This window comes from Pseudarthrobacter sp. O4 (assembly GCF_050157025.1).
GTDB lineage: Bacteria > Actinomycetota > Actinomycetes > Actinomycetales > Micrococcaceae > Arthrobacter.
In genome coordinates this window covers 4,401,600-4,426,042 of record NZ_CP189591.1, presented here as the reverse complement: position 1 = coordinate 4,426,042, position 24,443 = coordinate 4,401,600, and the positions used below count along the sequence as shown (strand labels likewise).

Below are 24,443 nucleotides of genomic sequence, written 5' to 3'. Positions count from 1 at the left end.
CTCCTCTCGCAACAGTTTCATCTTTGTCGCGCCGCAGACCCCATGCTAGTTAGGTCAACCTAACTGGTACTGAGACTCGTCAGGACAAGTCGTCAGGACAAGGATCAGCATGTATTGCATGAGGTCAGCCGTGATTACGGAGCGCGACGTCGGACTACTCCGCCCATCCTAGTGGGATCAGCGCCGGGGAGTCAGCAGCGCCACAGTCTCCATGTGGTGGGTGTGCGGATACAGGTCGAAGGCCCGCAGCCCGGAGAGTTCCCAGCCGCCCTGCTGGAAGTAGCCAAGGTCGCGTGCGAACGACGCCGGATCGCACGAGACGTAGGCGACGGCGCGGGGGCCCGTGCCGATCTGGTTCACGACGGCTTTGCCGGCGCCGGCCCGGGGCGGGTCCAGCAGGATGGCGTCGAAATTGCGCTGGCTCTGGCGCAGCACCCGTTCCACCCGGCCCTGGACAATTTCGACCTGGGAGGCGCCGTGCAGGTTCTTGCGGGCGTCCCGGCTGGTGCCGGGTGATCCTTCCACGGACAGCACCGATCCGGTCACGCCCACGGCGTCGGCGAGGGGCGCCGTGAAGAGTCCGGCCCCGGCATAGAGGTCCGCGACCACCGCCCCCGCGTCCAGGAAACCGCCGTCGCGCAGGAAGCCGGTCATGGCCCCGACGAGGGTGTCCGGGCCGGCGCGGTGGATCTGCCAGAACCCGTCGCCCGTGACACGGTAGTCATGGCCGGCCGCGGTCTCCTGGACGTAGGTCCGCCCGCGCAGCTGCAGGGCCTCGCCCTTGGCCGGGTCAAAGCTGGCCACCGAGACGTCCTCGGGAAGCTGCGCAAGGATGGCGCTGAGGCGCTTGGCCCGGGTACCCGGGGCCGGGGCCGGGACCAGGAGTACGAGCGGGCGGGAACCGTTGGCCGGGGCCGCGACCTCCACACGTTCGATGCCCTGCAGATCGATCTCCCAGAGCCGGAGGGCGTTGATGCCGTCCACCGCCAGCGGCATCTCCCGGACCGGCAGGACAGTGTCGGAGCGGTGTGCGTGCATGCCGAGTTTCCCGCCGGGTGTTACGGCGAAGCCGGCCCGGGTCCGCCAGGCCAGGCCGTCGGCCGTTCCTGCCGCCGCGGGGCCGTCCACGGCCTCGACTTCGGTCACGCGCTCGACGCCGGCCAGGCGCTTGAGCTGTTCGGCCAGCACCTCGGCCTTGAGGCTGCGCTGGCGTGCCAGTGAAATGTGGCCCAGCTCCGCCCCGCCGAGGGGCGGGTGGCGGTGGGACCAGGAGCGGCGGGAGTCGGCAAAGTCCCAGAAGTGCTCCACCCGGTCAGGGGATGCCGCCAGGACCTCCACCACGTCGCCGCGCCAGAACTTGGCGTCCGGAGCCGACTCGGTCAGGCGGACCCGGACCTTCTCGCCCGGGATCCCGTGCCGGACGAACACCACGCGTCCCTCATGCCGGGCAACGCAGTGACCGCCATGGGCCACCGGCCCGACGTCGACCACGAGGTCGGTGTGGGATTGCGTGGCTGTTTCGGGGCTCATTGGATATCCTGCAGTTTCTTGGCTTCTTCGGACGATTTCAGCTGCCAGGGCACGCTGGCAACCATGACTCCCGGCTCGAAGTGGAGCCGGGTCTTGATGCGCAGCGCGGTCTGGTTGTGGACCAGCTGCTCCCACCATTTGCCGACGACGTACTCCGGGATGTACACGACGATCAGGTCCCGGGGGGAGTCGCGCCGCATGTTCTTGACGTACTCCATGATGGGCGTCACCGTTTCGCGGAACGGGCTGGCCAGCACCGTCAACGGTACCGGGATTTCCAGTTTCTCCCAGTCGGCGACGGTCTGCTCGGTCTCCTCCGGGCTGATGTCCACGGTGATGGCGTCGAGCCGGGAGGGGCGCGAGGCCCGGGCGTAGGCCAGCGCACGCAGCACAGGCTTGCGGACGTGCGAGACGAGCAGGACGGCGTGCACGCGGGTGGGCAGGGCGCGCGGCGAGGAGTCCTCATCCACGGCGAGTTCCTTGGCCACGTTGTCGTAGTGCGCCCGGATGCTCCACATGATGAGGAACAGCACAAACATCGCCAGCAGCGCGATCCAGGCGCCCTGTTCGAACTTCGTGATCAGCACAATCACCAGGACCAGGGCGGTCATGCCGAAGCCGATCGTGTTGATGGTCCGGGACTTGACCATCCGCAGCTTCGCCGCCGGGTCCTTGGCAAGCTTCAGTTCCCGGCCCCAGTGCCGGATCATGCCGAGCTGGCTCATGGTGAAGGAGATGAAGACGCCCACGATGTAGAGCTGGATGAGTTTTGTGACGTCCGCGTTGAAGGCGATGATCAGCACCAGGGCGCCGGCGGCCAGCGCCAGCACACCGTTGCTGAAGGCCAGGCGGTCCCCGCGGGTGCGCAGCTGGCGGGGCAGATAGCCGTCCTGGGCCAGGATCGAGCCGAGGACCGGGAACCCGTTGAAGGCCGTGTTGGAGGCGAACACCAGGATCACGCCGGTCGCGGCGACCACGAGGTAGAACGGGATCGATCCGGCGCCGAAGATGGTCTGCGCGATCTGGCTGATCGCGGGGCTCTGGATATAGTCCTCCGCCACCGGCTTGCCGTCCAGCAGGAATTCCTTTGCCGGGTCCAGCACGATGTGCACCTTGGTGGCGTTGGCGAGGTAGATGATGCCGGCCAGCATGGAGGCGGCAATCACGCCAAGCAGCAGCAGCGTGGTAGCCGCGTTCTTGCTCTTGGGCTTCTGGAAGTTCGGCACGCCGTTGCTGATCGCCTCGACGCCGGTCAGGGCGGCGGCGCCGGAGGAGAACGCGCGCAGCAGCAGGAAGGCGCCCGCCAGCCCGACGAGTCCTTCGTCGAAGCCCTGCTCCGGCACGATGGTGAAGGCCGCCGAGGGCGCCTCGCCCAGCTGCCCGGTGGCGGCCTGGAAGATGCCGACGGCCGTCATGCCGAGGATGGAGGCCATGAAGATGTAGGTGGGGACGGCGAAGACGCTGCCGGCTTCGCGGATGCCGCGCAGGTTGACGAGGGCCAGGATCACGACGCCGATGGTGGCGATGGCGGCCTGCTGGCCGTGCAGCGAGGGGATGGCGGTGGTCAGGTACGCGGCGGCGGAGGACATCGACACGGCCACTGTCAGCACGTAGTCAACGAGCAGCGCTGCGGCGACAGTGAGGCCGGCGTACTTGCCCAGGTTTACGTTGGCGATCTCGTAGTCGCCGCCGCCGGACGGGTAGGCGTGGACGTTCTGGCGGTAGGAGGCGACGACCGTCAGCAGCACCACCATGACGGCCAGCCCCACCCAGGGTGAAAACGCCACGGCGCTGACCCCGGCCAGGGCCAGCGTCAGGAGGATTTCGTCCGGCGCGTATGCCACGGAGGACAACGCATCGGAGGCGAAAATGGGCAGCGCGATCCGCTTCGGGAGCAGGGTGTGGGCCAGACTCTCGTTCCGGAAGGGCTTGCCTACCAGCACCCGCTTCACGGCATTGAAAATTGTCAGCACCAGACAAAGCTAGTCGCATTCGCACGCGATGTCATGACGGCTCCGTCCGCTGGGTCTTGGCGGCAAGCCTCCCCCGCCCGGCGGCGGGGCGCGGCACTGGCTGCGGCACTGGCTGCGGCACTGGCTGCGGGGCGCCGCATGGCCGGTAGAGTTTTACGCAGCAGCAGACCGCGAAGCATTAGGAGGCACGTGTGGCGCACTTCGTCATCATGGGTTGTGGCCGGGTGGGGGCAACCCTGGCGCACACTCTCGAGGACGCCGGTCATTCGGTGGCCATCATCGACCAGGACGACCGTGCCTTCCGGCGGCTCCGCCCCGGTTTCACCGGGCGCAAAGTCACGGGCGTCGGCTTTGACCGGGAAACGATGAAGCAGGCCGGCGTCGAGGAGGCCTACGCCTTCGCCGCCGTCTCCAGCGGCGACAATTCCAACATCCTGGCCACCCGGGTGGCCCGGGAGACCTTCCACGTCCCGCACGTCGTGGCCAGGATTTACGATCCGGGCCGCGCGGAGATCTACCAGCGGCTCGGCATCCCCACGGTCGCGGCCGTTCGCTGGAGCGCCGACCAGGTGCTCCGCCGGATCCTGCCGGAGCAGCACATCGCCGGCGATTTCCGCGACCCCTCCGGCCGGCTCGTGCTCGCCGAGGTGGACCTGGAAGCCGGCTGGATCGGGCACCCCGTGAGCGCGATCGAGAAGGCTGCGGGCATCCGGGTGGCCTACCTGACCCGTTTCGGCGAGGGAATGCTGCCCGGGGCCGGCACCTCTTACCAGGACGGCGACACGGTCCACGCGATGCTGGATGTGGACCGCAGCACCGAAGTCGCCCATATTCTTGCCAAGTCCCCCGCCAAGGAGTCCTAAGTGAAAGTTGTCATCGTCGGGGCGGGAAGTGTCGGTTCGTCGATCGCCCGCGAGCTGCTGGCCCACAAACATGAAATCCTGCTGATCGATCTCAAGCCCGAGGTGATCGGACGCAGCGGCCTGCGGGGCGCCCACTGGCTTGTCGGCGACGCCTGCGAACTGAGCACGCTCAAGGACGCGAAACTGGAGGACGCCGACGTCGTGGTGTCCGCCACCGGTGACGACAAGGTCAACCTCGTGGTCTCGCTGCTGGCAAAGACGGAGTTCGGCGTGGGCAGGACGGTGGGGCGGGTCAACAATCCCAAGAACGACTGGATGTTCGACGATTCCTGGGGTGTCGACGTCGCAGTCAACACGCCGCAGCTGATGACGGCCCTTGTCGAGGAGGCGGTGGAGATCGGCGACCTTGTCCGGCTCCTCACCCTCCACACGGGGGTGTCATCGCTGGTCGAGTTCACCGTCCCGCACGACTCGCACGTCATCGGACTGACCGTCGGCGACATCGAGTGGCCTGAGGACGCCACCCTCGTGGCGATCCTGCGGGACCAGGCGCCGATCACCCCGAGCCGTGACGACGTGATTGACGGCGGAGATGAACTGTTCTTCGTGACCACGATCGCCGCCGAGGACCAGCTGCGTGCCCTGCTCTCGCCGGAATCAACGCTCGAGGAACAGCACCCGGTCACCTCTGAACGGCACGGCGCCGGGAACCAGCCGACAGAGAACGAGGGCTTCGACGGCTAGTCCACGGTTGCGCTATCAGCAAGCATCGTTCTGAAGGCTGGGAACGACGTTTGCTGATAGCTCATCGGGCGGGCCGGGTCAGGAGCCAGGCCACCCAGACGCCGAGGACGTAGAGCGGCGCCCCCATCAGGAGCCGGGTCGTGGCCAGGCCTGCAAGGCCCTGCTCCCCCATGAAGTACAGCGGAACCTGGACCAGCAGCCGCAGCACGAGCACGGAGACGATCACCCAGGTACCGATCTGGTACGCCTTCACCCGGGCAGGGTGCTTGCGCCACTCCAGGCCCTCGTTCCGGATGAACCCGAAAAGCAGCCCGGCGAAGGGCCAGCGGAAGGCAATCGAGAGGGACATCGCCAGGATGTACGCGATGTTGGTGAAGAAACCGAGGACGTAGAAGTCTTCCGCCTTGCCGGTGGAGTTGGCTATCCACGCAGAGAGGCCGACGCCGACGATCCCCGCCAGGGCCTGCGTCAGCGGCTTCCGCTGCACCAGCCGGGCGACGGTGAAGGCTGCGGCGGCGGCCAGCGAGGAGATGAGTGCCGGCGGCAGTTCCCGGGTGATGGTGAAGGCGATGAGGAAGACCAGTCCGGGCAGGATGCTTTCGGCAATGCCCTGGATGCCGCCGGCGCTCTTGAGCACGTCGATGTTGCCGTTCCCGGAACGGTGCAGGCCGGCCTTGCTCGCGTATCCCTCGGCAAGCTGTGCCATGGTGGGCTGGTCAGCAGTGTTCTGTTCAGCAGTGCCCTGTTCAGCAGTGCCCTGTTCAGCAGTGCCCTGGTCAGCAGGGGGCTGGTCAGCAGTGTTCTGTTCAGCAGGGGGCTGGGACTTCTCGGGCAAGGTCATTGCTCCTCCTGGCGGGAGAGTATCTCGTAGCGGGGATTGAACATGGTGGGCATGCCGTCACGCATGGTGACCATGCCTTCGAGCCGCAGCTCCGTGCCGGCGGCGACCCCGGAGATCCGCCGCCGCCCCAGCCAGATGACCCGCAAACGGGCCGGGGCGCCTTTGCGGGTGGACTTGGACTTCGCCGGCGGAGCGTCGTGATCGGCAACGATGGCGGTGAAGGCCGCCACCTGGCTTGCCGGCGCGTAGGTTACCGCCTCGATAAAGCCGTGGCACAGCACGCGGCCGCGGTTCGGCAGTCCCCTGATGGAGAGCGAGGCGGCGGTTCCCTTGCGGGCGGCATCAACCAATCTGGGTGATCTCCGGTCCACGCTCAGGCTGTTCGAGGTCCGGAGCAGCCTTGGGTGACGGGGCGGCGGAGTCCTTGGGGAGGCGCAGCTGCAGCAGGTCGCGCGGCGGCATGGGGTTCTCGCCCCGGACGACGACGATCCGACGGAACAGCCCTTCAAGTCCGGCGGCGGCGTCGCGGTCCACTGCAGCCTCTCCGCCCAGGACGCCCCTGAGGAACCAGCGCGGACCGTCGACGCCGATGAAGCGTGCCACGCGGTAACCCTGGCTTTCGTCCGAGCCGCTGGCGGGAAGCTTGGCGACGAGTTCGGTGCCGAAGTTGCCCTGGATCTCCTCGACCTGGCCACCCTGGCTTCCGACGGACTGTCCGATCTGTTCGCGGATTTCGTCCCAGAGACCTTCGGACCGGGGCGCGGCAAACGCCTGCAGCTGGAGGCTTGAGCCGTCCAGGTCCATGGTGACAGCGACGACGCGCTGGGTGGCCTCCTCGACCTCGAGCCGGAGCTGAAGGCCTTCCTGGGGGGCGATCAGGAGCGCACCGAGGTCCACATACCCGTCGTGGTTCTCGATTTCCGAGACGTCGAAGGGACCGGTGGCGCCGCGGGCTGCACCGTCCGCGGAATCCGCGGCGGAGCCTTCAGCTGCGCTCTCCAGGGTGTCCCCGGTCTCGCTCAGCTGTTCCTGTTTGGCTTTCCTGCCACGCCCAAAAACCATCGGGTTGTCTCCTTCGTTGTGATGTGCCGCCGCGACGCTTTGCGTCCGCGTGGCGTCTGCCCGTTCCCTCGGCACCGCCGGTTTAGGGTACCTGCTCAAAATCCTGAATTCGTGCCGCAGAACCGTATGCCACGGATCTTTGCCACCATCCAATGCCCGCTGCCCAAGGCCCGTTGCCGAAGGTCCACTGCCCAAGGCCCCCTGCGCAATGCCCGCTGCGCAGTGCTGCGGGTCGCTCTTCTCTGGTTCAGGCCGTGGCGGCGCCGAAGCCACCAGTGGATCCGAAGCCACCGCCGCCGCGAACCGAGTCGCCCAGTTCCTCGACGGCGAGGAACCGTGCGTACTCGACGCGCTGGATAACCATTTGTGCAATTCTATCGCCGCGCTTGAGTTCGATCGCCTCATGCCGGTCAGTATTCAGCAGTGTCACGGCAATTTCGCCCCGGTAGCCCGCATCAACGGTTCCGGGCGCGTTCACGACCGTCAGCCCGTGCTTGGTGGCCAGGCCGGACCGCGGGTGGATCAGGGCCACGAAGCCGTCCGGGAGGGCGATGGACACGCCGGTCGGCACCAGTCTGCGCTCCCCCGGCTTCAGCACGACGTCCTCGCGGGCGCGCAGGTCCGCGCCGGCGTCCCCCGGGTGCGCGTACGACGGCGGTTCCAGCCCGGCGTCGAGCATCTTCAACTGCACGGTCAGGGTGGGGTTTCCGTACTCCCCGGCGCCGGTTTCCGCTGGCTCGTCCGGGCGGGTGGTCACGGCGGTTTTTTCTTCAGTCACAATCCCTCACTCTAACGCCCGGCGGTGGTTTCGGCCTATCCGCAGCGGCCTTCGGCCGGCACAGCAACGGGCAGTGGGTGTGCCGGACCGGACCAAGCCCGGCGGGCAAGATGAAATAGCCCGGGAAAAGTGGAAGGCTGGGCTCATGCCCGAATCCAGCGCAGCTGTGCCTGCCTCCAACACCCCCAGTGACGCCGCCGTTCTTTATCGGGAGAAGATCTGGCCGAATTTTTGGATCTGGCTGGTGTCGGCGGGACTGTCCAGCGCCGGGATCCTGGTCTTCGCACCCATCAGCATCGCCGCCGGGATCACGGCCGCCGTCGTGCTCTTCGTCATCATCTCCGTACTGCTGATAGTCTCCACGCCGGCCATCACGGTGACGGGTTCGACCCTGCGCGTCGGCCGGGCCACGATCGAACGCCGCTTCCTCGGGACCGCGGAGGCCTACCGGGGAAAGGAAGCGACGGCGGAGCGCGGCACCCGGCTCAACGGCCTGGCGTTCATGTGCATCCGGGGCTGGGTGGATCCGGTGGTCCGGATCGAGATCACGGACCCATCGGACCGCACGCCGTACTGGCTGACGTCCACCAGGCACCCGGATCAGCTGCTCGCCGCCCTCCGGTCACGGAACTAATGCTCCCCGGCCGCTTTTTTAGCCCTCGCAGACTAGCCCTCGCAGCCTAGCCCTCGCACTCCTTGCAGTACTTGAGCCCATCCTTTTCGCGGGCGATCTGCGAACGGTGGCGGACGAGGAAGCAGGAGGCACAGGTGAATTCATCCGCCTGGGCCGGCATCACCCGGACCAGGAGCTCCTCCCCGGACAGGTCTGCCCCGGGGAGTTCGTAGCCTTCAGCCAGCTCGGATTCATCTTCATCCACCACTGCGGAAGGCTTGTCCGTACGCCGCGCTTTCAGCTCCTCGATTGAGTCCTCGTTGAGGTCCTCTTCGGACTTGCGTGGCGCATCGTAGTCTGTCGCCATTATTTGTTGCTCACACTCCGCTGGTTCGATTGGTTCGCCGAGCCCCGGCTGGTCCTACCGGGCTTGAGGCCCGGGACCCCTCCGGGCCCGGTTCACCGATGACAACGCCGGGCACGCGGTTTTTGTGCCCGATGTCGGGTCATTTTTGCTTAAGCGTCTGGTGAAAACCAGAGGCGAGTGGTACACGGCCCGCCGGACGGTCCTTGACGGGCCGAAAAGTGCCGGAAAGTCGCGGAAATTCGCGGCGCGCCCTCTGTCCTCACCCGAAAAGTCCCCTCCGGGTGGCAGAGTTTCGATTGTTAGTAATGCCAGGGTGGAGGATTTGTATGCAGGATCTACGGCTTGTAGGCGTCCACGACGACGGGGAGCATCTCCTGTTGAGCGGCGCCGGCGGCGAGATGTTCCAGCTGCCAATCGATGAAGCACTTCGGGTGGCGGCCAGCCGGGCGTCGGCGAAGGCCGCTTCCGGCGCAGGCACCACGCCTATTGCCATGTCTCCGCGCGATATCCAGGCCCGGATCCGCAGTGGTTCGACGGCGGCGGAGGTGGCGGAGCTCTCGGGCATCCCGCTCGCCAAAGTCCAGCGCTATGAGGGTCCGGTACTTGCCGAGCGCGAGTACATCGCGCTGCAGGCCCGCAAGGTGGAAGTTGCCTCCCCCGCCCCCGGCCAGGACATATACCGCTCGGTGTTCGGTGACAACCCGGCCTCCCTGAGCGACATGGTGACGCACCGCCTGCCGGCGCACGGCATCGATCCTTCGACGGTCGAGTGGGACTCCTGGCGGCGCACGGACGGCAGCTGGAACGTGGTGGCCCGCTTCGAACCGAAGCCCGGCCATTCCGGCATCGGCGAGGAGCCGCCGGCGATGTGGACGTTCAATCCCGCCCGCAAATCCCTGCAGAACGCCAACCGCTGGGCGCAGCAGCTCAGCGAACTGGAACCGCTCGACGGGCCCGTCCCGGCACGCCGGCTCTCGGCCGTTTCGGACCGGCCCTTTGACTTTGAGACCGACGCCGATGCGGCGGCCCGGACAGCGACTGCCCAGCACAACGCCATCCAGCAACTCCAGCTCCAGCAGGATCAGGAAGCGGACGGGCTGCTCGACATGCTGCGCTCCCGCCGGGGCCAGCGCCTCGGCGTCGACGAAGACGCCGACGACGCCCTCGCCTTGCTCCTGACCAACGGAGTCCCGGCGGCCCACCCGCGGCCATCCGAAGTTCCGGCCGAAGCCGAAGCTGAGCCGGAAACGGATTCCGCCGAGGAGCTGCCCGCGGCCCCGGAAGCTGACCGCCCGGACGCACGGGCGGATGCGGTAGCAGCGGTAGAACAGCCCGGTGCGGACACAGCGCAGCCCGGTGCGGACACAGAGCAGCCCGGTGCGGACACAGAGCAGCCCGGTGCGGACACCTGGGGACGCCGCCGCGACGGCCGGCCCTCCATCATGTCCCGGCTCACCTTGGCCCCCCGGCATGACGACGCGGACGACGACGCCCTCAAACTGCACGACGGTGTGAGCACGGAGACCCGGGAGATCACCCTTGCGGCGTCCCAGCTCCGTCCGGCCGGCCAGCAGGGCCCCACCCAGAGCAAAGGCCTGGACGAACTCCTCGGCGGCGGGAGCCCGCGCCGCCAGCACCGTGACGCCGGAGCCGACGTCCGCACCGAACGGGAGTCCGAGCAGCCGGAGCGCCAGCCCGCCAAACCCAAGCGTTCCAGCGTCCCCAGCTGGGACGAAATAGTCTTCGGCACCCGCGGCGACTAACCGCGAGTCGACAGCGGCACTGTCCCAGCGGCACTCTTTCAGCGGCGTGGCGCCTTGGCCCCGTCGGCCGTGAAGCACAGCAGCGGGACGTCGCGTTCCGCCTTGGTCAGGGAACCGTGCTGGCCCACCACCTCCAGGGCAGTCGGCCGCACCCGCCGGGTGTCATAGAGTGCCAGGGCGTCCCGGGCGGCGATCATGACGTCGCCGATCCGCGGGGCAACCTCGGCGCGGACCTCACCGAACAGCCCCGCGGCGACGGCCTCTTCACGGGTGAACGCCCAGATCCGGTCGCCGAAGCGGGCACGCCAGGCCGCCAGCAGCCGGGCGCGACCGGCGTCGTCCGTCCCGTCCTCCAGATAGAGATGGACCATCCGCGGCTCCCCCGCGGTGTGCCGGACGCCGGCGATGAGGGCCGGTTCCGCCGAATAGTCGATCCGCTGGGATTCCGGGACGTCAAGCATGCCGTGGTCTGCCGTGAGCAATACCGTGGTGCCGGCCGGAAGGGTGGAGCTGAGCCGGCGCACGGTGGCGTCAAGTTCTTCGAGCTGGTACTCCCACTGCGGTGACTGGCAGCCGTGCCGGTGCCCGGCCTTGTCCAGCTCGTTGATGTAGAAGTACATCAGCGAGTTCCCCGCACCGGCCATGGCCTCGGCGGCAGCGGCGGTCCTGGCGTGCGAGGTGGTGGCCGTGACGTAGCGGCCGCCCCGGAGCGACGCCCGGGTCATGGCGGAGTTGCTGAACTGGGGCAGGCCCACGGTGGTGACGTCCGCGTGCTCCGCGGCCCGCTCAAACACCGTGGGGAAGGGCTGCCATTTCTGCGGATCCACCCCGGCGTCCCAGTTACCCAGCATGTTGACCACGCGGTCCTGGTCCGGGTCCAGCACGTCGTAGCCCACCATGCCGTGCTGCCCTGCGGCCAGACCCGTGCCGAAGCTGGCCAGCGATGCTGCCGTGGTCGAGGGGAAGGCGGAATCCAGCGACACCGGCACCCGCCCCTGGCCTGCCTGCATGACGGAGCGCAGGAACGGAGTGTGCGCCGACTTCTGCTTCAGCAGGTTCCGGCCCAGCCCGTCGGCCAGCACGACGCAGATCCGCTTGCCAGCGGGCAGATCCAGCCGGTTTTCGAATCCGGGGACCCCGATGCTGGCCGCGGCGCTGCTGAGCACCTCGGCGACGGAGCGGTGGCCGAACGCCGGCGCGGCCGGCAGTGCGGTGGGGAGCGTCAGGGGCAGGGACGGTGCGGAAGGCACAGAGAGCGGCTCGGGCACGCGGACCGGCGCCATCTCAGCGCTGGTGGCCGCGGCTGAGGCGGTTTCCGAAGACACCCATGCGGGCGCGGGGCGGCAGACCGGGGCCGGTGTGCGGTGTGGGGGCCGAGGACCCGGTGTTCACGGCCCGGAGGGCGCGGGCGAAGAGTTTGGCGTCCTGGACGGCCTGTAGCCCGTCGGCTTCGGCGCTGATCCGGAGCACAATGTCCTCCTGGGCGATGGTGCCGCTGTAGCCGTGGTCCGCTTCGCATTGCGGATCGCCGCAGCTGGCCGGGCCCATGTCGAGCCGCTGCCCGCCGGACCAAGCGATGGACAGGGTCAGCTCGCGGACCGGGTCCGAGGACTTGTAGTCCTGCGGCTGGGCGTACACGTAGCTGAGCACGACGGAGCGGATCTGGGTCACGGGGACGGATTCCGTGGAGACCTGCGCGACGGTCTGTTCGCCGGCGTCATCGAGCTGCTGGTCATCCACGTGGGTGATGACCAGCATGTCATCGGTCAGCACCAGCACGGTGATGTGGCGGCGGACCTCGGCCCGGTCGAAATGCGTCTCGAGATGGACCAGGTGCGCCACGCAGTCGCGGCCGTCCAGGGCGTCAGCGACCACGTCGGCCACGAGCCGGGGGTAGAAACCGGACTGCTGAAGGGCCCCCTCGAGGCTTTGACCCTGCTCACTGTGGTCATGCAGGCCGTGGTGCGGTGCGCCCTGGCGTCCGGAGACGGGCGCCGGGGACTTGGGTGTCGGAGACTGGGAGCTCATGGTCTCCATTTTCACAGATCGGCTGGGGACATGCTAACTGCACGGCGGCACGCACCGGCCAGCCGCGCGGAAGCGGCCAGCCGGCAGGGCCAGCCGCGCGGAAGCGGCCAGCCGGCAGTGACTGGGCGGCGGACCGTCCGCAGCGCTCAGCTGCGCATCGCCCGGCGCGCGCTGTCGGTGCGCTGAGCGGCATTGGCGATCCGGACGTCCGCGGCGAGGATCGAGGCGCCGTCGGGTCCGGCCAGGACGGGATTGAACTCCACGAGGGCGATCTCCGGATGGTTGTCCTTGAGCCTGGTCAGCCGGGCGGCCAGATCCTCGAGGGCTGGAACGTCCACGGGCGGCAGCCCCTGGTAGCCGAACAGTTTCCGCGAGGCGCGCGGGCCCCGGATGAAGTCGTGGACGTCGGAGCCGGACAGCGGCGGGACCCGGTGCGCCCAGTCGTCGAGCAGGTTGACCGCATCCCCGGCCAGGCCGAAGGAGATCACCGGGCCCAGCAGCGGGTCCTCGACGGCGCGGAAGGTGCAGGCCTGCCCCACCGGCGCCATGGTTTGCACTTCAAGCGAAGGCGAGCCATAACGTTCCAGCGACTTGCGCATCTGCAACACGTTCAGCCGCAGCGATGCGGCGTCCTGGATGTCCAGCCGCACCCCGCCGAGGTCCAGCCGGTGCCGCAGCGCCGGGTCCGTGGTCTTCAGGGCCACCGGCCAGCCGAGCTTGTCCGCCGCGGCCACGGCTTCCTCGGCGGTCTCGAAGCCCACGGAGGGCACCACCTGGATGCCGTAGCGCGCCAGGAGCCCGGCAGCCGTCGACTGGTCGAGTCTGCGCAGGTGCTCGCCGCCCACGCTGCGGAGCAGCTCTTCCAGCTCCGCGCGGGTGCCCTCCGGGTCGCAGCCCGCGGGTTCCACGAAGAGTCCCTGGTCCCGGTCCAGCCATTGGGCGTAGCGGACGACGGCGCCGAGGGCTGCGACGGCGGCCCCGGGGTTGGAATAACACGGCACCGTGGTCCTGGCCGCTGGCGCTGCGGCGCCTGCGGCATCTGCGGCATCTGCGCCGACCATGCCCTCCACATACACGGAGGGATCCAGGATGCCGCTGAAGGCGGCGACCACCGGCTTCCCGGCGGCCGCCGAGCATTCGGCCAGCACTGCGGCGATCTTCTCCACGGTCAGCCCGCGGGCCGGGAGCAGTGCCACGACGACGGCGTGGACAGCGTCGATCGTGAGCGTTTCCTGCAGGCTGCGCCGCAGCGCCGGCAGCGCCCGCGACATCCCGGCGTCGAGGTCGACGTCGGTGACGATGCGTTCCACGCCGAGCCCCTGGACGGCGGCGCTGTCCGCGACGACCTTTCCAAGGGCCCGGGAGTTACTGAAGACGGCAACGCCGGGGCCCGTTGGCAAGGCCTGGCTCGAGACGATCTGGGCGACGTCCATGAGCTGTTCGATGGTCTCGACCCGGATCACTCCGGCCTGGCGCATCATCGCGTCGACCGCCTCGGGCGGGGCCTGGGTGGTCCGGACGGCGTGGCCAGGGGGCAGATGCAGTCCCATCGCGTCGGACTTGGCCACGATGACGGGCTTTGTCCGGGCCAGCCGCCGGGCCAGGCGGGAGAACTTGCGCGGGTTGCCGATCGATTCGAGGTATAGGCCCACCGCAGTGGTGTCGGCGTTGTCTTCCCAGAACTGCATCATGTCGTTGCCGGAGACGTCGGCGCGGTTCCCGGCCGAGAGGAAAGTGGAGATGCCGACGCGGCGGCGGCTCGAGGCGGCGTAGAGGGAGACCCCGATCGCGGCCGACTGGCTGAACAGCCCCAGGCCGCCGCGGCGGGCCAGCGAGGGTGCCATCGAGGCGTTGAGCGAGACCGCCGGGCTGGTGTTGACGATGCCCAGCGATGCCGGGCCGATCACGCGCATGCCGTTGGCGCGGGCCTGCCGCACGAGCTCGCGCTGCCTGGCCAGTCCGCGTTCGCCGTCGTCCGCGTAGCCGGCCGTCGCGACGACGATCCCCTTGACGCCGGCGGCACCGCACTCCTCGACCACCTTGGGCACCTCGTCGTACGGGACGGCGATGACGGCGAGCTTCACGGGGCCCGGGACCTCGGCGAGCCTGGCGAAAGACAGCATCCCGGCGAGCTCCAGGGCCTCCGGGTTGATGGCGTAGACCGGGCCGGTGAAACCGCCTTCGATGACGTGTTCGAGCAGCTGGTAGCCCACGGTGCCCCACCTGCGGCTGGCCCCGATCACGGCCACGGAGGACGGAGCGAGCAGTTCCTGGATGCTGCGCGCCTCCGCGCGGTGCTCGCGGGATTCCATCACGGCGCGGGACTTCTCGGTGGGGTCGATGTTGAACTCGAGGCTGACCACGCCGTCGTCGAAGTGGCGCTTGACGTCGTACCCGGCGTCCGAGAAAACCATCAACATCTTGCGGTTCTCCGGGAGCACCTCGGCGCTGAATTTGCGGATGCCGTTTTCGCGGGCGGCGGCGGCCAGGTGTTCCAGCAGGATGGACCCGATGCCGCGGCCCTGGTGGGCGTCGGCGATGTTGAAGGCCACTTCCGCTTCTTCCGGATCGTCCAGCCGGTCGTAGCGGCCGATGCCCATGATCTCCCCGCCGATCGTGATCACCAAGGCCACCCGGTCCCGGTAGTCCACTTCGGTGAAACGCTTGAGTTCTTTGCTGGAGAGTCTGGACTTGAACGCGAAGAACCGCATATAGATGGACGTCTGCGACTGGCCCACGTGGAAGGCCTGCACGGCGTCGGCATCGGCCGGATGGATCGGGCGAAGGTGGGCGGTCCCGCCGTCGCGCAGGACAACATCGGCTTCCCAATATTCCGGATATACGCCGTCCGCGGGCTGATCCACCATAGGCTTAGCCTAGTCATAAACCTCCGCAGCACCCGCCCAGCACCCCTCAGAAGGACCCACCAGCCTCATGGCACGCCGCCAAACCACGCCCCCGGCAGGGGAAGCCAACACTGATTCCGCAGGGAAATTCGTCGAGAACATCGTCGATATCGACGTCACTTCCGAGATGGAGGGATCGTTCCTCGAGTACGCCTATTCGGTGATCTACTCGAGGGCCCTTCCGGACGCCCGCGACGGCCTGAAGCCGGTCCAGCGGCGCATCCTGTACATGATGAGCGACATGGGCCTGCGCCCGGACCGCGGCCACGTCAAGAGCGCGCGTGTGGTGGGCGAGGTGATGGGCAAGCTGCACCCGCACGGCGACACAGCGATCTACGACGCCATGGTGCGCATGGCGCAGGACTTCTCGCTGCGGCTGCCGCTGATCGACGGGCACGGCAACTTCGGCTCGCTCGACGACGGCCCGGCGGCCCCGCGGTACACCGAGGCACGCCTTGCGGCGGCGGCGCTGACAATGACGGACCACCTCGACGAGGACGTCGTCGACTTCGTGCCCAACTACGACAACCAGCTGACCCAGCCGGATGTGCTGCCGGCCGCGTTCCCGAACCTTTTGGTCAACGGCGCCACCGGAATCGCCGTCGGCATGGCCACGAACATGGCCCCGCACAACCTGGTGGAAGTGATCGCCGCCGCCCGGCACCTGATCGACAACCCGGACGCCACGCTCGAGGACATCATGAAGTTCGTCCCGGGCCCGGATCTGCCCACCGGCGGCCGGATCGTGGGCCTGGACGGCATCCGGGACGCCTACGCCACCGGCCGCGGCTCCTTCAGGACCCGGGCCAAGGTGGAGATCGAGCAGCTCTCGGCCCGCCGCACCGGCCTGGTGGTCACGGAACTGCCGTACATGGTGGGCCCGGAGAAGGTGATCGAGAAGATCAAGGACGCGGTCAACGGCAAGAAGCTGACCGGCATCAGCGACATCGTGGACCTTACGGACCGCAAACACGGCCTGCGCCTCGTGATCGAGCTGAAGAACGGCTTCAACCCGACCGCCGTGCTGCAGCAGCTCTACCGCTACTCGCCGATGGAGGACTCCTTCGGCATCAACAACGTCACGCTCGTGGACGGCCAGCCGCAGACCCTGGGCCTGCTGCAGCTGCTTTCCGTCTACGTCGAGCACCGCATCACCGTCGTCCGGCGCCGCACGGCCTACCGCCTGGGCAAGAAAAAGGACCGGCTGCACCTGGTCGAGGGCCTCCTCATCGCCATCGTGGACATCGACGAGGTCATTCAGATCATCCGTTCCTCGGACGAGGCAGCCGCCGCCAGGACCCGCCTGATGTCCATCTACGACCTCTCCGAGATCCAGGCCAACTACATCCTGGAGCTCCGGCTCCGGCAGCTGACCAAGTACTCCCGGATCGAGCTCGAAAAGGAGCAGGACGAGCTGCGCCGGGAAATCGCCGAACTTGAGGCCATCCTCGGTTCCAGCGAGCGGCTCCGCGCCCTCGTGTCTTCCGAACTCGCCGAGATCGCCGAGAAGTTTGGCACCCCGCGACGGACCGTGCTGCTCGAGTCCGAGGCCGTCTCGCCCACCGTCGCCGCTGCCCTTGCCGCAGCCCCGGGAGTCAAGGGCAAGGCCGCCCCGCTGGTGCTCGAGATCGCCGACGACCCGTGCTGGGCCATTCTCACCGTGTCCGGGCAGATCGCCCGCACCGCGAACCAGGACAGCCTCGCCGAGTCCGGCCCGCGGACGCGGCACGATGTGTTCCAGTCCGCGATCAAGACCTCGGCGCGCGGCGAGATCGCCGCCGTCACCTCCCAGGGGCGCATGCTGCGCCTGCAGGTGATGGACATGCCGGTGCTGCCGCCGACCTCGGGCACACCGAATATGGCAGGCGGGGTGCCGGCCAAGGACTTCATCACGCTGCTGAAGAACGAATCACTCGTCGCCTTCGCCCCGTTGGACGATGTACTGGCTGTCGGCACGGCGCAGGGCGTGGTCAAGCGGGTCCAGCCGGACTACCCGCTGAACCGCGAGGACTGGGAAGTCATCGTGCTCAAGGACCAGGACACCGTGATCGGCGTGGCTCCCGCGGGGTCCGACGACGTCGACCTCGTCTTCGTGACGCAGCAGGCCCAGCTGCTGCGTTTCGGCGCCTCGGCGGTCCGTCCGCAGGGCCGCACGGCCGGCGGCATGGCCGGGATCAAGCTGGCCGCCGGGGACAAGGTGCAATTCTTCGGCGCCGCCGACGCGGGGGACGCGGCCGCCGTCGTCGTGACCGTCGCCGGCACGGAGGGGGCCCTCCCTGGCACTGCTCCCGGGGCCGCCAAAGTCACCGCCCTGTCCGAGTATCCGGCGAAGGGCCGCGCCACGGCCGGGGTCCGGGCGCACCGCTTCCTGAAGGGCGAGGACACCCTCCTACTTGCGTGGGCCGGGCATGGTCCGGCGAAGGCATCCTCGCTGGCCGGGGTGGCACGTTCCCTGCCCGGGGAGCACGGCCGCCGCGACGGTTCCGGGATTCCGCTCTCGCAGGCCATAGACGCGATCGGGCCCAGCATGGCCTGGACCGCGGAAGACGCCGACGGGGCCGCCGCCCCCTAAGGAAGGTCAGGCTCCCGGGACGCACGGAGCCCGGGCGGGCCGCGCTTCCGCGGGCGCCCGGGCTTGGTGTCCCGGCACTCTTCGGGCTGGCACCCTAGGACATGTGGTTAAGGCTCAAAATGTTGCCCTCGGTGTCCAGGAACCACGCAGCCGAGCTCCCGTCCGGCTCGGTGGCAATGCCGTCTTCGGTTTTCAGGCCCGGGAAATCGTACTCCTCAAAGGTGATTCCCCTGGCCCGGAGCTCGGCCATGGCAGCGGGAAGGTCATCGACCATCCAGCCGATCTGCGTATTCTTCGCAGTCCCGGCATTGGGCGTCTGGTAGAGGAGGAACCCGGTTCCGGAGCCGCATTTGTACTGCAGGTTGTCCTCGGCATCGGGGTTCTCGGGTTCGAGCCCGAGCTTGTCACGGTAGAAATCACGCGCACGGGCGATGTCCGCCGCCGGCAGCACAGCGCCGACTTGCTTATCCTTTAGCATGGCTATTCTCTTTCCAGGCCCGCCCCCCGGAAGGAATCTTACTCCTTTGGGAAGGTCACGTACCCGCCAAACAGTGCCCGGTTTCCCGGGCGATGCCGGCGGCGGATCAACGTCCTTCAGCGGGCCGGGGAGAAAGGCACATATAGACTGCCGGGATGCCTATCATCCCCGATCACAAGGACTGGACCTGGGTGCTGCAGCGGCCCTGCCCGGAGTGCGGTTTCGACTCCGCCACGGCCACTCCCGCGACGGCGCCAGGAATCGTGACCAGCATGCTGCCACGGTGGCGGGCCGCCCTGCGGCGTCCGGACGTCGCAGACCGTCCCGGTGAGGACACCTGGTCCGTGCTCGAGTACGCCTGCCATGTCCGCGATGTCTTCACCTTGTTCGACCACCGGCTGTCGCTCATGCTTGCCGGGGACAACGCACGCTTCGACGACTGGGACCAGGACCTCACGGCGATCGAGAAGGACTACGCCAACGCCGATCCGGCCGGGGTCAGCGCCGAACTGACCGCCGGGGGCGAGCAGATCGCCGCGGCCTTCGCCGGGGTTCCGGAGGAGCGCTGGGGCCGCAAAGGGACCCGCAGCAACGGTTCGGAGTTCACCGTGCTGACCTTGGCGCAGTACTTCCTGCACGACGTCGTGCATCACCTCCACGATGTGGATGGGTAGCGCGTGGATGGATAGCGCGTGGCATCGTGCCACCCCTGGGGAGGACATGTCCAGTGTTCGCGCCCGGGACAGGGCATGACCGGAATATGTCCATGCGCCGGCCCCGGCGCGGGGCATGTCCTGACCCGGGAGCACGTGCCGTGGCTCCGCTGGGGGCGTCGGGCCACTTCCCCGGGAGGACATGCCCAGTCTTCGCCCCGGGGACCGGGCATAACCGGAATATGTCCATCGGCCGGCCCCGGCGCGGGGCATGTCCTGTCCGGTGCTCATTTTCGCTGAGGACGTCGGGGTCAGGCTGCCGGTGCGTGCCCGTGGCTGCTCAGGCGTAGCAGCTAGTCGCTGAGGCCGTTGGTGCATTCCGGTCGACCCGGCCGGCTGGCCGAGGCCCTTGAAACGGCCGCCGGTGATGGCCTGGCGCGACACCGCCCGCGGCCTCTACCCCAACGACCCCACCGCCTGGACCTAACCCCCCGACGAACCAACGAAAATGCCCATTAGCGCGTGGATGGCTAGCGCGTGCGGATAGCGCGTGGATGGCTAGCGCGTGGATGGCTAGCGCGTGCGGATAGCGCGTGGATGGCTAGCGCGTGGATGGCTAGCGCGTGCGGATAGCGCGTGGATGAGTAGCTACAGTTCCTTATCCCAGGCCATGCTGCGGTTGACGGTGACGTAGCCCATCTTGGTGTAGAGCGCCAGGGCTCCGGTCGGGTTCTCCGAGTCGACGTCGAGCTAGGCCTTGTCCATCCCGGCCGCGGCGAAGCGGCGCATCGCATCGGCGAGCAGCGCCTGCGCTATCCCGCGGCCGCGGAACTCCCGCGGTACGCCCAGCAGGTCCGTGTAGCCCTCGCTGAAGCCGCGGGACGCTGCGCCCTCGGCGTCGTGGCTGGCGAGCTGGTAGCCGGCCACTGTGCCGCTGGACCGCTCCAGGACCACCGCGCTCAGGTCCGGGCGGGCCAGCGGATCATGCACCACAAAGCCCCAGGCTTCCTCGTCGCGGGGTTCGCTGCCCCAGTGGTCCCGGAAGGCGTCGTTGTGGGCCAGGCGGACCGCCTCGTGCAGTTCCGGGCCGAACGCCACCAGCTCCAGCCCCGCCTCCAGCTCGGCCTCGGGGATCCCGATGGCTAACGGCCGGTGCATCTCGTTGTAGTAGCGGACCATCCGGTAGCCCGCGCCCTCAAAGAGCGCCGCCTGGTGCCTGTGCTGCTGCTCCATGTGGAGTCGCAGCCTGGGTGCGGGGCCCGCCTCCGGCTGCCCGGACGCGGCATCCCCGGCAAACCGTTCGCGGGTCCGCTGTTCCATCCAGCCCAGCAGCCCGCTCCCGATCCCCTGGCCCTGCCACCCGGGATCGACGCAGCCGAAGCCGAGCGCTTTGTCACCGTCGCGGTTCTTGGTGATCCGGCCGTAGGCGCGGGCAACGCCGTCACCGTCGACGCCGAGGATGGTGTTCGCGGCGGCCGGGTTGTTCGTCGAGTCGAGGATCTGCGCCAGGTCGGCGCGCCGCTCGAACCAGACAGGCTGTTCGACGGCGGCCGCCCGGGCGATCAGGGCGGCCCAGCCGTCAAGGTCCGCGGTCCCTGCGGACCGCCACGTAAGCCTGGGGTTGAGGCAGGCGCGGGCGTCGGTCCCCCTTTGTCCAATCATGCGTGTCCAATCATGCGTGTCCAATCATGCTTGTCCAATCATGGGGACAGGCTAGCCTCCGGCTCAGCGCCGCGCCAGCACCGCGCCGGCCGTGGCTGCAGCCGCGCCGAGGGCGGTGGCAGCCGTGTTGTCCAGATCCAGGCGGCTGTCGCCGGCGTCGATATCCTCAGGGTTGTGCGTGACGAGGACCACGGTGCGGTCCTTGAGGCCTTTCCGGAGCTCGGCCAGCAGGGCCCGGCCGGACTCCGCGTCCAGGTGGGCAGTGGGCTCATCGAGCAGGATCACGTCCGCGCCAGTCAGCAGCGTGCGGGCGACGGCCAGGCGCTGCCGCTCGCCGCCGCTGAGGTAGGCGCCGCCCGGACCGATCCTGGTGTCCAGGCCACCGTCCAGGCCACTGCCGAGCCGGGCAACGAGGGGCCCGAGGCCCACCGCGGCGAGAGCCTCCTGCAATTGCTGCTCCAGCTGCCCAAGCTGCCCGTCCCGCCGGCTGTCCGACCGGCTGTCCGACCGGCTGTCCGGAAGTCCGAGCATGAGGTTGCCGCGGATCGTTGAGTCGAACAGGTGCGCCTCCTGCGGGCACCAGGCGGCACGGCCGCTGACGAAGATCTGCCCGCTCCGCGGCGGCAGGAAGCCCAGGAGCACGGCCAGCAGGGTGGATTTACCCGAGCCGGATGCCCCGGTCACTGCGAGCCAGCGTCCGGGTTCCGCGGTGGCACTGAGTCCGGTGAAGACGGCACCTCCTCCGGGCCAGGCAGCGGAGAGCTCCTGGAGTTCGACTCCCGGTGTGGCGTCAGGCCGCGCCGGTACCGGCACGAGCCCGCTGGCTCCGTCGGCAGCGCGGTCGGGCCGGTCCAGCACGCCGGCCTCGCTGATCCGCCGCAGCACGGTGCGCAGCGCCGGGTACTGGCGGACCGCCGTCGTGATGGCTGCGTACGGCTCCACGAGCGCGAGCTGCAACAGCACGACGACGGCGACCCTCGCGGGCTCCACCGCTCCGCTGAGGGCCAGCGGCGCGGCCAGCACGGCGCTGGCCAGGGCGGCGGCCCCGCAGGCCAACACCGTCAGCCCCTGGCCGAGGCCTTCGGCCCAGGCGGACCGCTGGGAGGCTGCGGTCGCGGAGTGGTCCGCCGTCGTGATTGCGGCGAGCACCGGGGCGGAGACGCCGTTGGCGTGGAGTTCGGCGCGGGCGTCGAGCGTGGCCGCGACCTTGCGCAGCACGCCGGACCGGAGCCGCTGTTCGGTGCGGGCGGACATCCGGTCCGCCGCCAGCGCCAGGGCCGGGGCGGCCACAAGGCTGAGCGCCGCCGCGGCAATCATGGCCGGGAGGGCCGCCGGCAGCAGCAGGCCGATCCCGGTGACGGCGGCGGCCGCGACGGCCGCGGCGGTCAGCGGCGGCAGGACCACCCGGGGCAGCAGCTCCCGGACCGTGTCGACGTCGTCCACCACGGCGCCGAGGATGCTTCCGCCCTGCAGGAGCCGGCGCAGGGACAGGGCGCGGCGGCTCAGTGATTCCCAGAGCCGGCCGCGGAGCCGGGTCAGGGCGGCGAAAACGGCGTCGTGCAGCAACAGCCGCTCGGCGTAGCGCAGGGCCGCCCGGCCGACGCCGAAGAACCGCACGCCCACGATCGCGGTGAGCAGGTAGAGGATGGGCGGCTGTTCGCTGGCACGGATGATCAGCCAGCCGGACAGCCCGGCGAGGGCGACGGCGAAAAGGGCGGCCAGTGTGCCGACGGTGCCTGCCGCGGCGAACTTGGCGGCGACGGGGGCCAGGAGACGGCGCACCTGGACTGTTGTATAAGCCGTTGAACCGGTGCCGGCGGCGACCTTGTCCTGGGGTTCCTCGGACGCGGTTTCCGCCCAGCCCACGTCGTGGGCGGCGGACCCCCCGGCAGTCAAGGCCTCCGGCAGTGGCTCCGGCAGGGCCTCCTGCAGTGGCTCCACCCCGGGCGCCGCGGCGGCCGGTGCGGTGTGGGCCGCAGTGCCCTTGCCGGGCGCCACTGCCACGAGCTGGTCCGCCAGCTCGCGGGTCTGCCGGTCGTGCGCCACGAGCAATACAGTGACTTTCCCGCGCAGCCCGGCGATGGCATGGCTGACCATGGTGGCTGATTCGCGGTCCAGGTGGGCGGTGGGTTCGTCAAGGAGCAGCACGGTGGCTCCGGCCTCGATCCGGGCCAGGCCGCGGGCCAGTGCCACGCGGCGCAGCTCCCCCGGGCTGAGCTCGGCGGGATGCTTCGCGGCGAGGTGCCCCGCGGCGCAGGCTGCCAGGCAGCGGCGGGCCGCGGCGTCCGCCGCATCCCTTCCCAGGGTCGGGGCGCCGAGGTACAGCCGGATCTCGTCGAGTGCTGTCGGGGCCACCATCACGGGATGCTGCGGGACCCAGGCGAGGTCCGCCGTCGTGAATCCTTCGAGGCGTCCGCTGACGCTGGTTTGGTGGCCAGTTCCGCCGCCTGCCCCGACGGTGCCGGCCAGCACCCCCAGCACGGTGCTCTTTCCGGACCCGCTGGGCCCGTCGAGGGCCGTGATCCTACCGGGGGCCGCGGTGAAGCTGAGCGGCCCGACGGCGGCGTCCCGCCTGCCGCTGTAGTGGACCGTCAGTCCGCGGACGGTGACGGCGGGAGGCAGGGCCGTTTCGCCGGCCGCGGCGGGCTGGCCGGAGGCGGGGCTCAGGGGTGTGGCTTCCGGCGCCTCGAGGACCGCGGTGGTTTCGGCGAGCGCGGCGCGGCCTTCGTCGCTCGCGTGGTGGGCGGTACCCAGCTCCCGGAGCGGGAGGTAGCAGTCCGGAGCCAGGATCAGCGCCAGCAGCCCCGCTTCGAGCCCCATGTCCCCGTTCACCAGCCGGACGCCGATGAAGACAGCGACCACAGCCACGGAGATCGTCGCGATCAGTTCCAGCGCGAGCGCCGAGAGGAACGCGGTGCGCAGGGTCCCCATGGTGCGGGAGCGGTATTCCTCGGAGATGTCCTCCAGCGCCTTCCGCTGGGCGGTGGCACGGCCCAGTCCCACCAGCACGGGGAGGCCCTTGGCGAGCTCAAGCATGTGGCCGGACAACCGGGCAAGTGCCGACTGGGCCTCCCGGACCCGGTCCTCGGTGTAGCGCCCGATCAGGACCATGAACAGCGGCACGAGAGGTACCGTCAGCACAATCACGACGGCGCTGATCCAGTCCGCGAACAGGATCCGGGCCCCGAGCAGCAACGGAACCGCGGCGCAGTTCACCAGGGCCGGCAGGAACTGGGTGTAGTAGCTGTCCAGGGCGTCCAGTCCGCGCGTGGCCAGGATGGCGAGGCCGCCGTCGGTGGGTCCCGCGTTCCGGGTCCCGTTGCGCAGCGCGCGCTCCAACAGTTGGGAGCGCAGCTCCTCCTTGACTCCCAGCGCGGCCCGGCGTGACGCGACGGACTGCGCCCACACGGTCAGGGAACGCAGGACAACCCCGGCGAATCCCCAGACCAGCTGCTCGCTCCACGCCGGATTGTGTGCCATCAGCCCGGCGAGCATGGACGCGACCGCCTGTCCCATCAGCACGAGGGACAGCGCCTTCAGGGCGGCGAGCACGCCCAGCAGATAGAGGGCGGAACGGGTGGCAGGGCCGGACGGGAACTGCGGTCTCATC

General features: G+C 69.1%; 19 protein-coding genes. 6 read left to right on the top strand and 13 right to left on the bottom strand.

All coding sequences use genetic code 11. From position 1 onward, the window contains the following. Positions 1-177: 177 nt before the first annotated feature. Positions 178-1,530, bottom strand: coding sequence for a class I SAM-dependent RNA methyltransferase (locus ACQCSU_RS20435; protein WP_426977153.1), 1,353 nt, complete (start codon positions 1,528-1,530; stop codon positions 178-180). Then, positions 1,527-3,503 (bottom strand): APC family permease, encoded by a 1,977-nt coding sequence (locus ACQCSU_RS20430; RefSeq protein ID WP_426977152.1) that lies wholly within the window; start codon positions 3,501-3,503, stop codon positions 1,527-1,529. Before ACQCSU_RS20430 ends, ACQCSU_RS20435 begins: the two co-directional genes overlap by 4 nt. A gap of 191 nt (positions 3,504-3,694) precedes the next feature. Between ACQCSU_RS20430 and ACQCSU_RS20425 the strand changes: the two genes are divergently transcribed. Beyond that, positions 3,695-4,366, top strand: a complete 672-nt coding sequence (locus ACQCSU_RS20425) for a potassium channel family protein (RefSeq protein WP_426977150.1) — start codon at positions 3,695-3,697, stop codon at positions 4,364-4,366. Continuing rightward, positions 4,367-5,110, top strand: a complete 744-nt coding sequence (locus ACQCSU_RS20420) for a potassium channel family protein (RefSeq protein ID WP_426977148.1) — start codon at positions 4,367-4,369, stop codon at positions 5,108-5,110. A 61-nt stretch (positions 5,111-5,171) separates the two neighbouring features. On the opposite strand, the gene ACQCSU_RS20415 is transcribed toward ACQCSU_RS20420, so the two are convergent. The 4 genes from ACQCSU_RS20415 to dut form a co-directional block, all read right to left on the bottom strand. Continuing rightward, on the bottom strand, positions 5,172-5,951 hold the full coding sequence (locus ACQCSU_RS20415) for a DUF3159 domain-containing protein (RefSeq protein WP_426977146.1): 780 nt from the start codon (positions 5,949-5,951) through the stop codon (positions 5,172-5,174). Beyond that, positions 5,948-6,301 (bottom strand): hypothetical protein, encoded by a 354-nt coding sequence (locus tag ACQCSU_RS20410; RefSeq protein ID WP_426977145.1) that lies wholly within the window; start codon positions 6,299-6,301, stop codon positions 5,948-5,950. Before ACQCSU_RS20410 ends, ACQCSU_RS20415 begins: the two co-directional genes overlap by 4 nt. Beyond that, the gene (locus ACQCSU_RS20405) at positions 6,294-7,013 is read right to left on the bottom strand and encodes a DUF3710 domain-containing protein (RefSeq protein WP_426977143.1); all 720 of its coding nucleotides are present in this window, start codon (positions 7,011-7,013) and stop codon (positions 6,294-6,296) included. Before ACQCSU_RS20405 ends, ACQCSU_RS20410 begins: the two co-directional genes overlap by 8 nt. 247 nt (positions 7,014-7,260) lie before the next feature. Next, the gene (dut, locus tag ACQCSU_RS20400) at positions 7,261-7,791 is read right to left on the bottom strand and encodes a dUTP diphosphatase (protein ID WP_426977142.1); all 531 of its coding nucleotides are present in this window, start codon (positions 7,789-7,791) and stop codon (positions 7,261-7,263) included. A 145-nt stretch (positions 7,792-7,936) separates the two neighbouring features. Between dut and ACQCSU_RS20395 the strand changes: the two genes are divergently transcribed. Next, positions 7,937-8,425, top strand: a complete 489-nt coding sequence (locus tag ACQCSU_RS20395; RefSeq protein WP_426977140.1) for a DUF3093 domain-containing protein — start codon at positions 7,937-7,939, stop codon at positions 8,423-8,425. A gap of 46 nt (positions 8,426-8,471) precedes the next feature. Here ACQCSU_RS20395 and ACQCSU_RS20390 read toward each other — a convergent pair whose 3' ends face one another. Further along, positions 8,472-8,771 carry a DUF4193 domain-containing protein gene (locus ACQCSU_RS20390; protein ID WP_426977139.1) on the bottom strand — a complete coding sequence of 100 codons (300 nt, stop codon included), beginning with the start codon at positions 8,769-8,771 and terminating at the stop codon, positions 8,472-8,474. Between the two features lie 326 nt (positions 8,772-9,097). Between ACQCSU_RS20390 and sepH the strand changes: the two genes are divergently transcribed. Then, positions 9,098-10,534, top strand: coding sequence for a septation protein SepH (gene sepH / locus ACQCSU_RS20385; RefSeq protein ID WP_426977137.1), 1,437 nt, complete (start codon positions 9,098-9,100; stop codon positions 10,532-10,534). 38 nt (positions 10,535-10,572) lie between these two features. Here sepH and ACQCSU_RS20380 read toward each other — a convergent pair whose 3' ends face one another. The 3 genes from ACQCSU_RS20380 to ACQCSU_RS20370 form a co-directional block, all read right to left on the bottom strand. Beyond that, positions 10,573-11,817, bottom strand: a complete 1,245-nt coding sequence (locus tag ACQCSU_RS20380; protein ID WP_426979876.1) for an alkaline phosphatase family protein — start codon at positions 11,815-11,817, stop codon at positions 10,573-10,575. Between the two features lies 1 nt (position 11,818). Next, complete coding sequence (locus tag ACQCSU_RS20375) at positions 11,819-12,562, bottom strand: DUF5998 family protein (protein WP_426977135.1); 744 nt, start codon at positions 12,560-12,562, stop codon at positions 11,819-11,821. A 146-nt stretch (positions 12,563-12,708) separates the two neighbouring features. After that, positions 12,709-15,429, bottom strand: a complete 2,721-nt coding sequence (locus ACQCSU_RS20370) for a GNAT family N-acetyltransferase (protein ID WP_426977133.1) — start codon at positions 15,427-15,429, stop codon at positions 12,709-12,711. Positions 15,430-15,496: 67 nt separating this feature from the next. Between ACQCSU_RS20370 and ACQCSU_RS20365 the strand changes: the two genes are divergently transcribed. Beyond that, on the top strand, positions 15,497-18,040 hold the full coding sequence (locus tag ACQCSU_RS20365) for a DNA gyrase/topoisomerase IV subunit A (protein ID WP_426977132.1): 2,544 nt from the start codon (positions 15,497-15,499) through the stop codon (positions 18,038-18,040). Positions 18,041-18,134: 94 nt separating this feature from the next. Here the strand turns inward: ACQCSU_RS20365 and ACQCSU_RS20360 are convergent, their stop codons facing one another. Then, on the bottom strand, positions 18,135-18,518 hold the full coding sequence (locus ACQCSU_RS20360; protein WP_426977131.1) for a VOC family protein: 384 nt from the start codon (positions 18,516-18,518) through the stop codon (positions 18,135-18,137). A gap of 155 nt (positions 18,519-18,673) precedes the next feature. Between ACQCSU_RS20360 and ACQCSU_RS20355 the strand changes: the two genes are divergently transcribed. Beyond that, positions 18,674-19,192 carry a DinB family protein gene (locus ACQCSU_RS20355; RefSeq protein WP_426977129.1) on the top strand — a complete coding sequence of 173 codons (519 nt, stop codon included), beginning with the start codon at positions 18,674-18,676 and terminating at the stop codon, positions 19,190-19,192. A gap of 729 nt (positions 19,193-19,921) precedes the next feature. Here ACQCSU_RS20355 and ACQCSU_RS20350 read toward each other — a convergent pair. Both ACQCSU_RS20350 and cydD read right to left on the bottom strand, forming a co-directional pair. Next, complete coding sequence (locus ACQCSU_RS20350; RefSeq protein WP_426977127.1) at positions 19,922-20,833, bottom strand: GNAT family N-acetyltransferase; 912 nt, start codon at positions 20,831-20,833, stop codon at positions 19,922-19,924. Between the two features lie 63 nt (positions 20,834-20,896). Beyond that, a complete protein-coding gene (gene cydD / locus ACQCSU_RS20345) occupies positions 20,897-24,442 on the bottom strand; it encodes a thiol reductant ABC exporter subunit CydD (RefSeq protein ID WP_426977126.1) in 3,546 nt (1,181 codons plus the stop codon). Position 24,443: the final 1 nt, after the last annotated feature.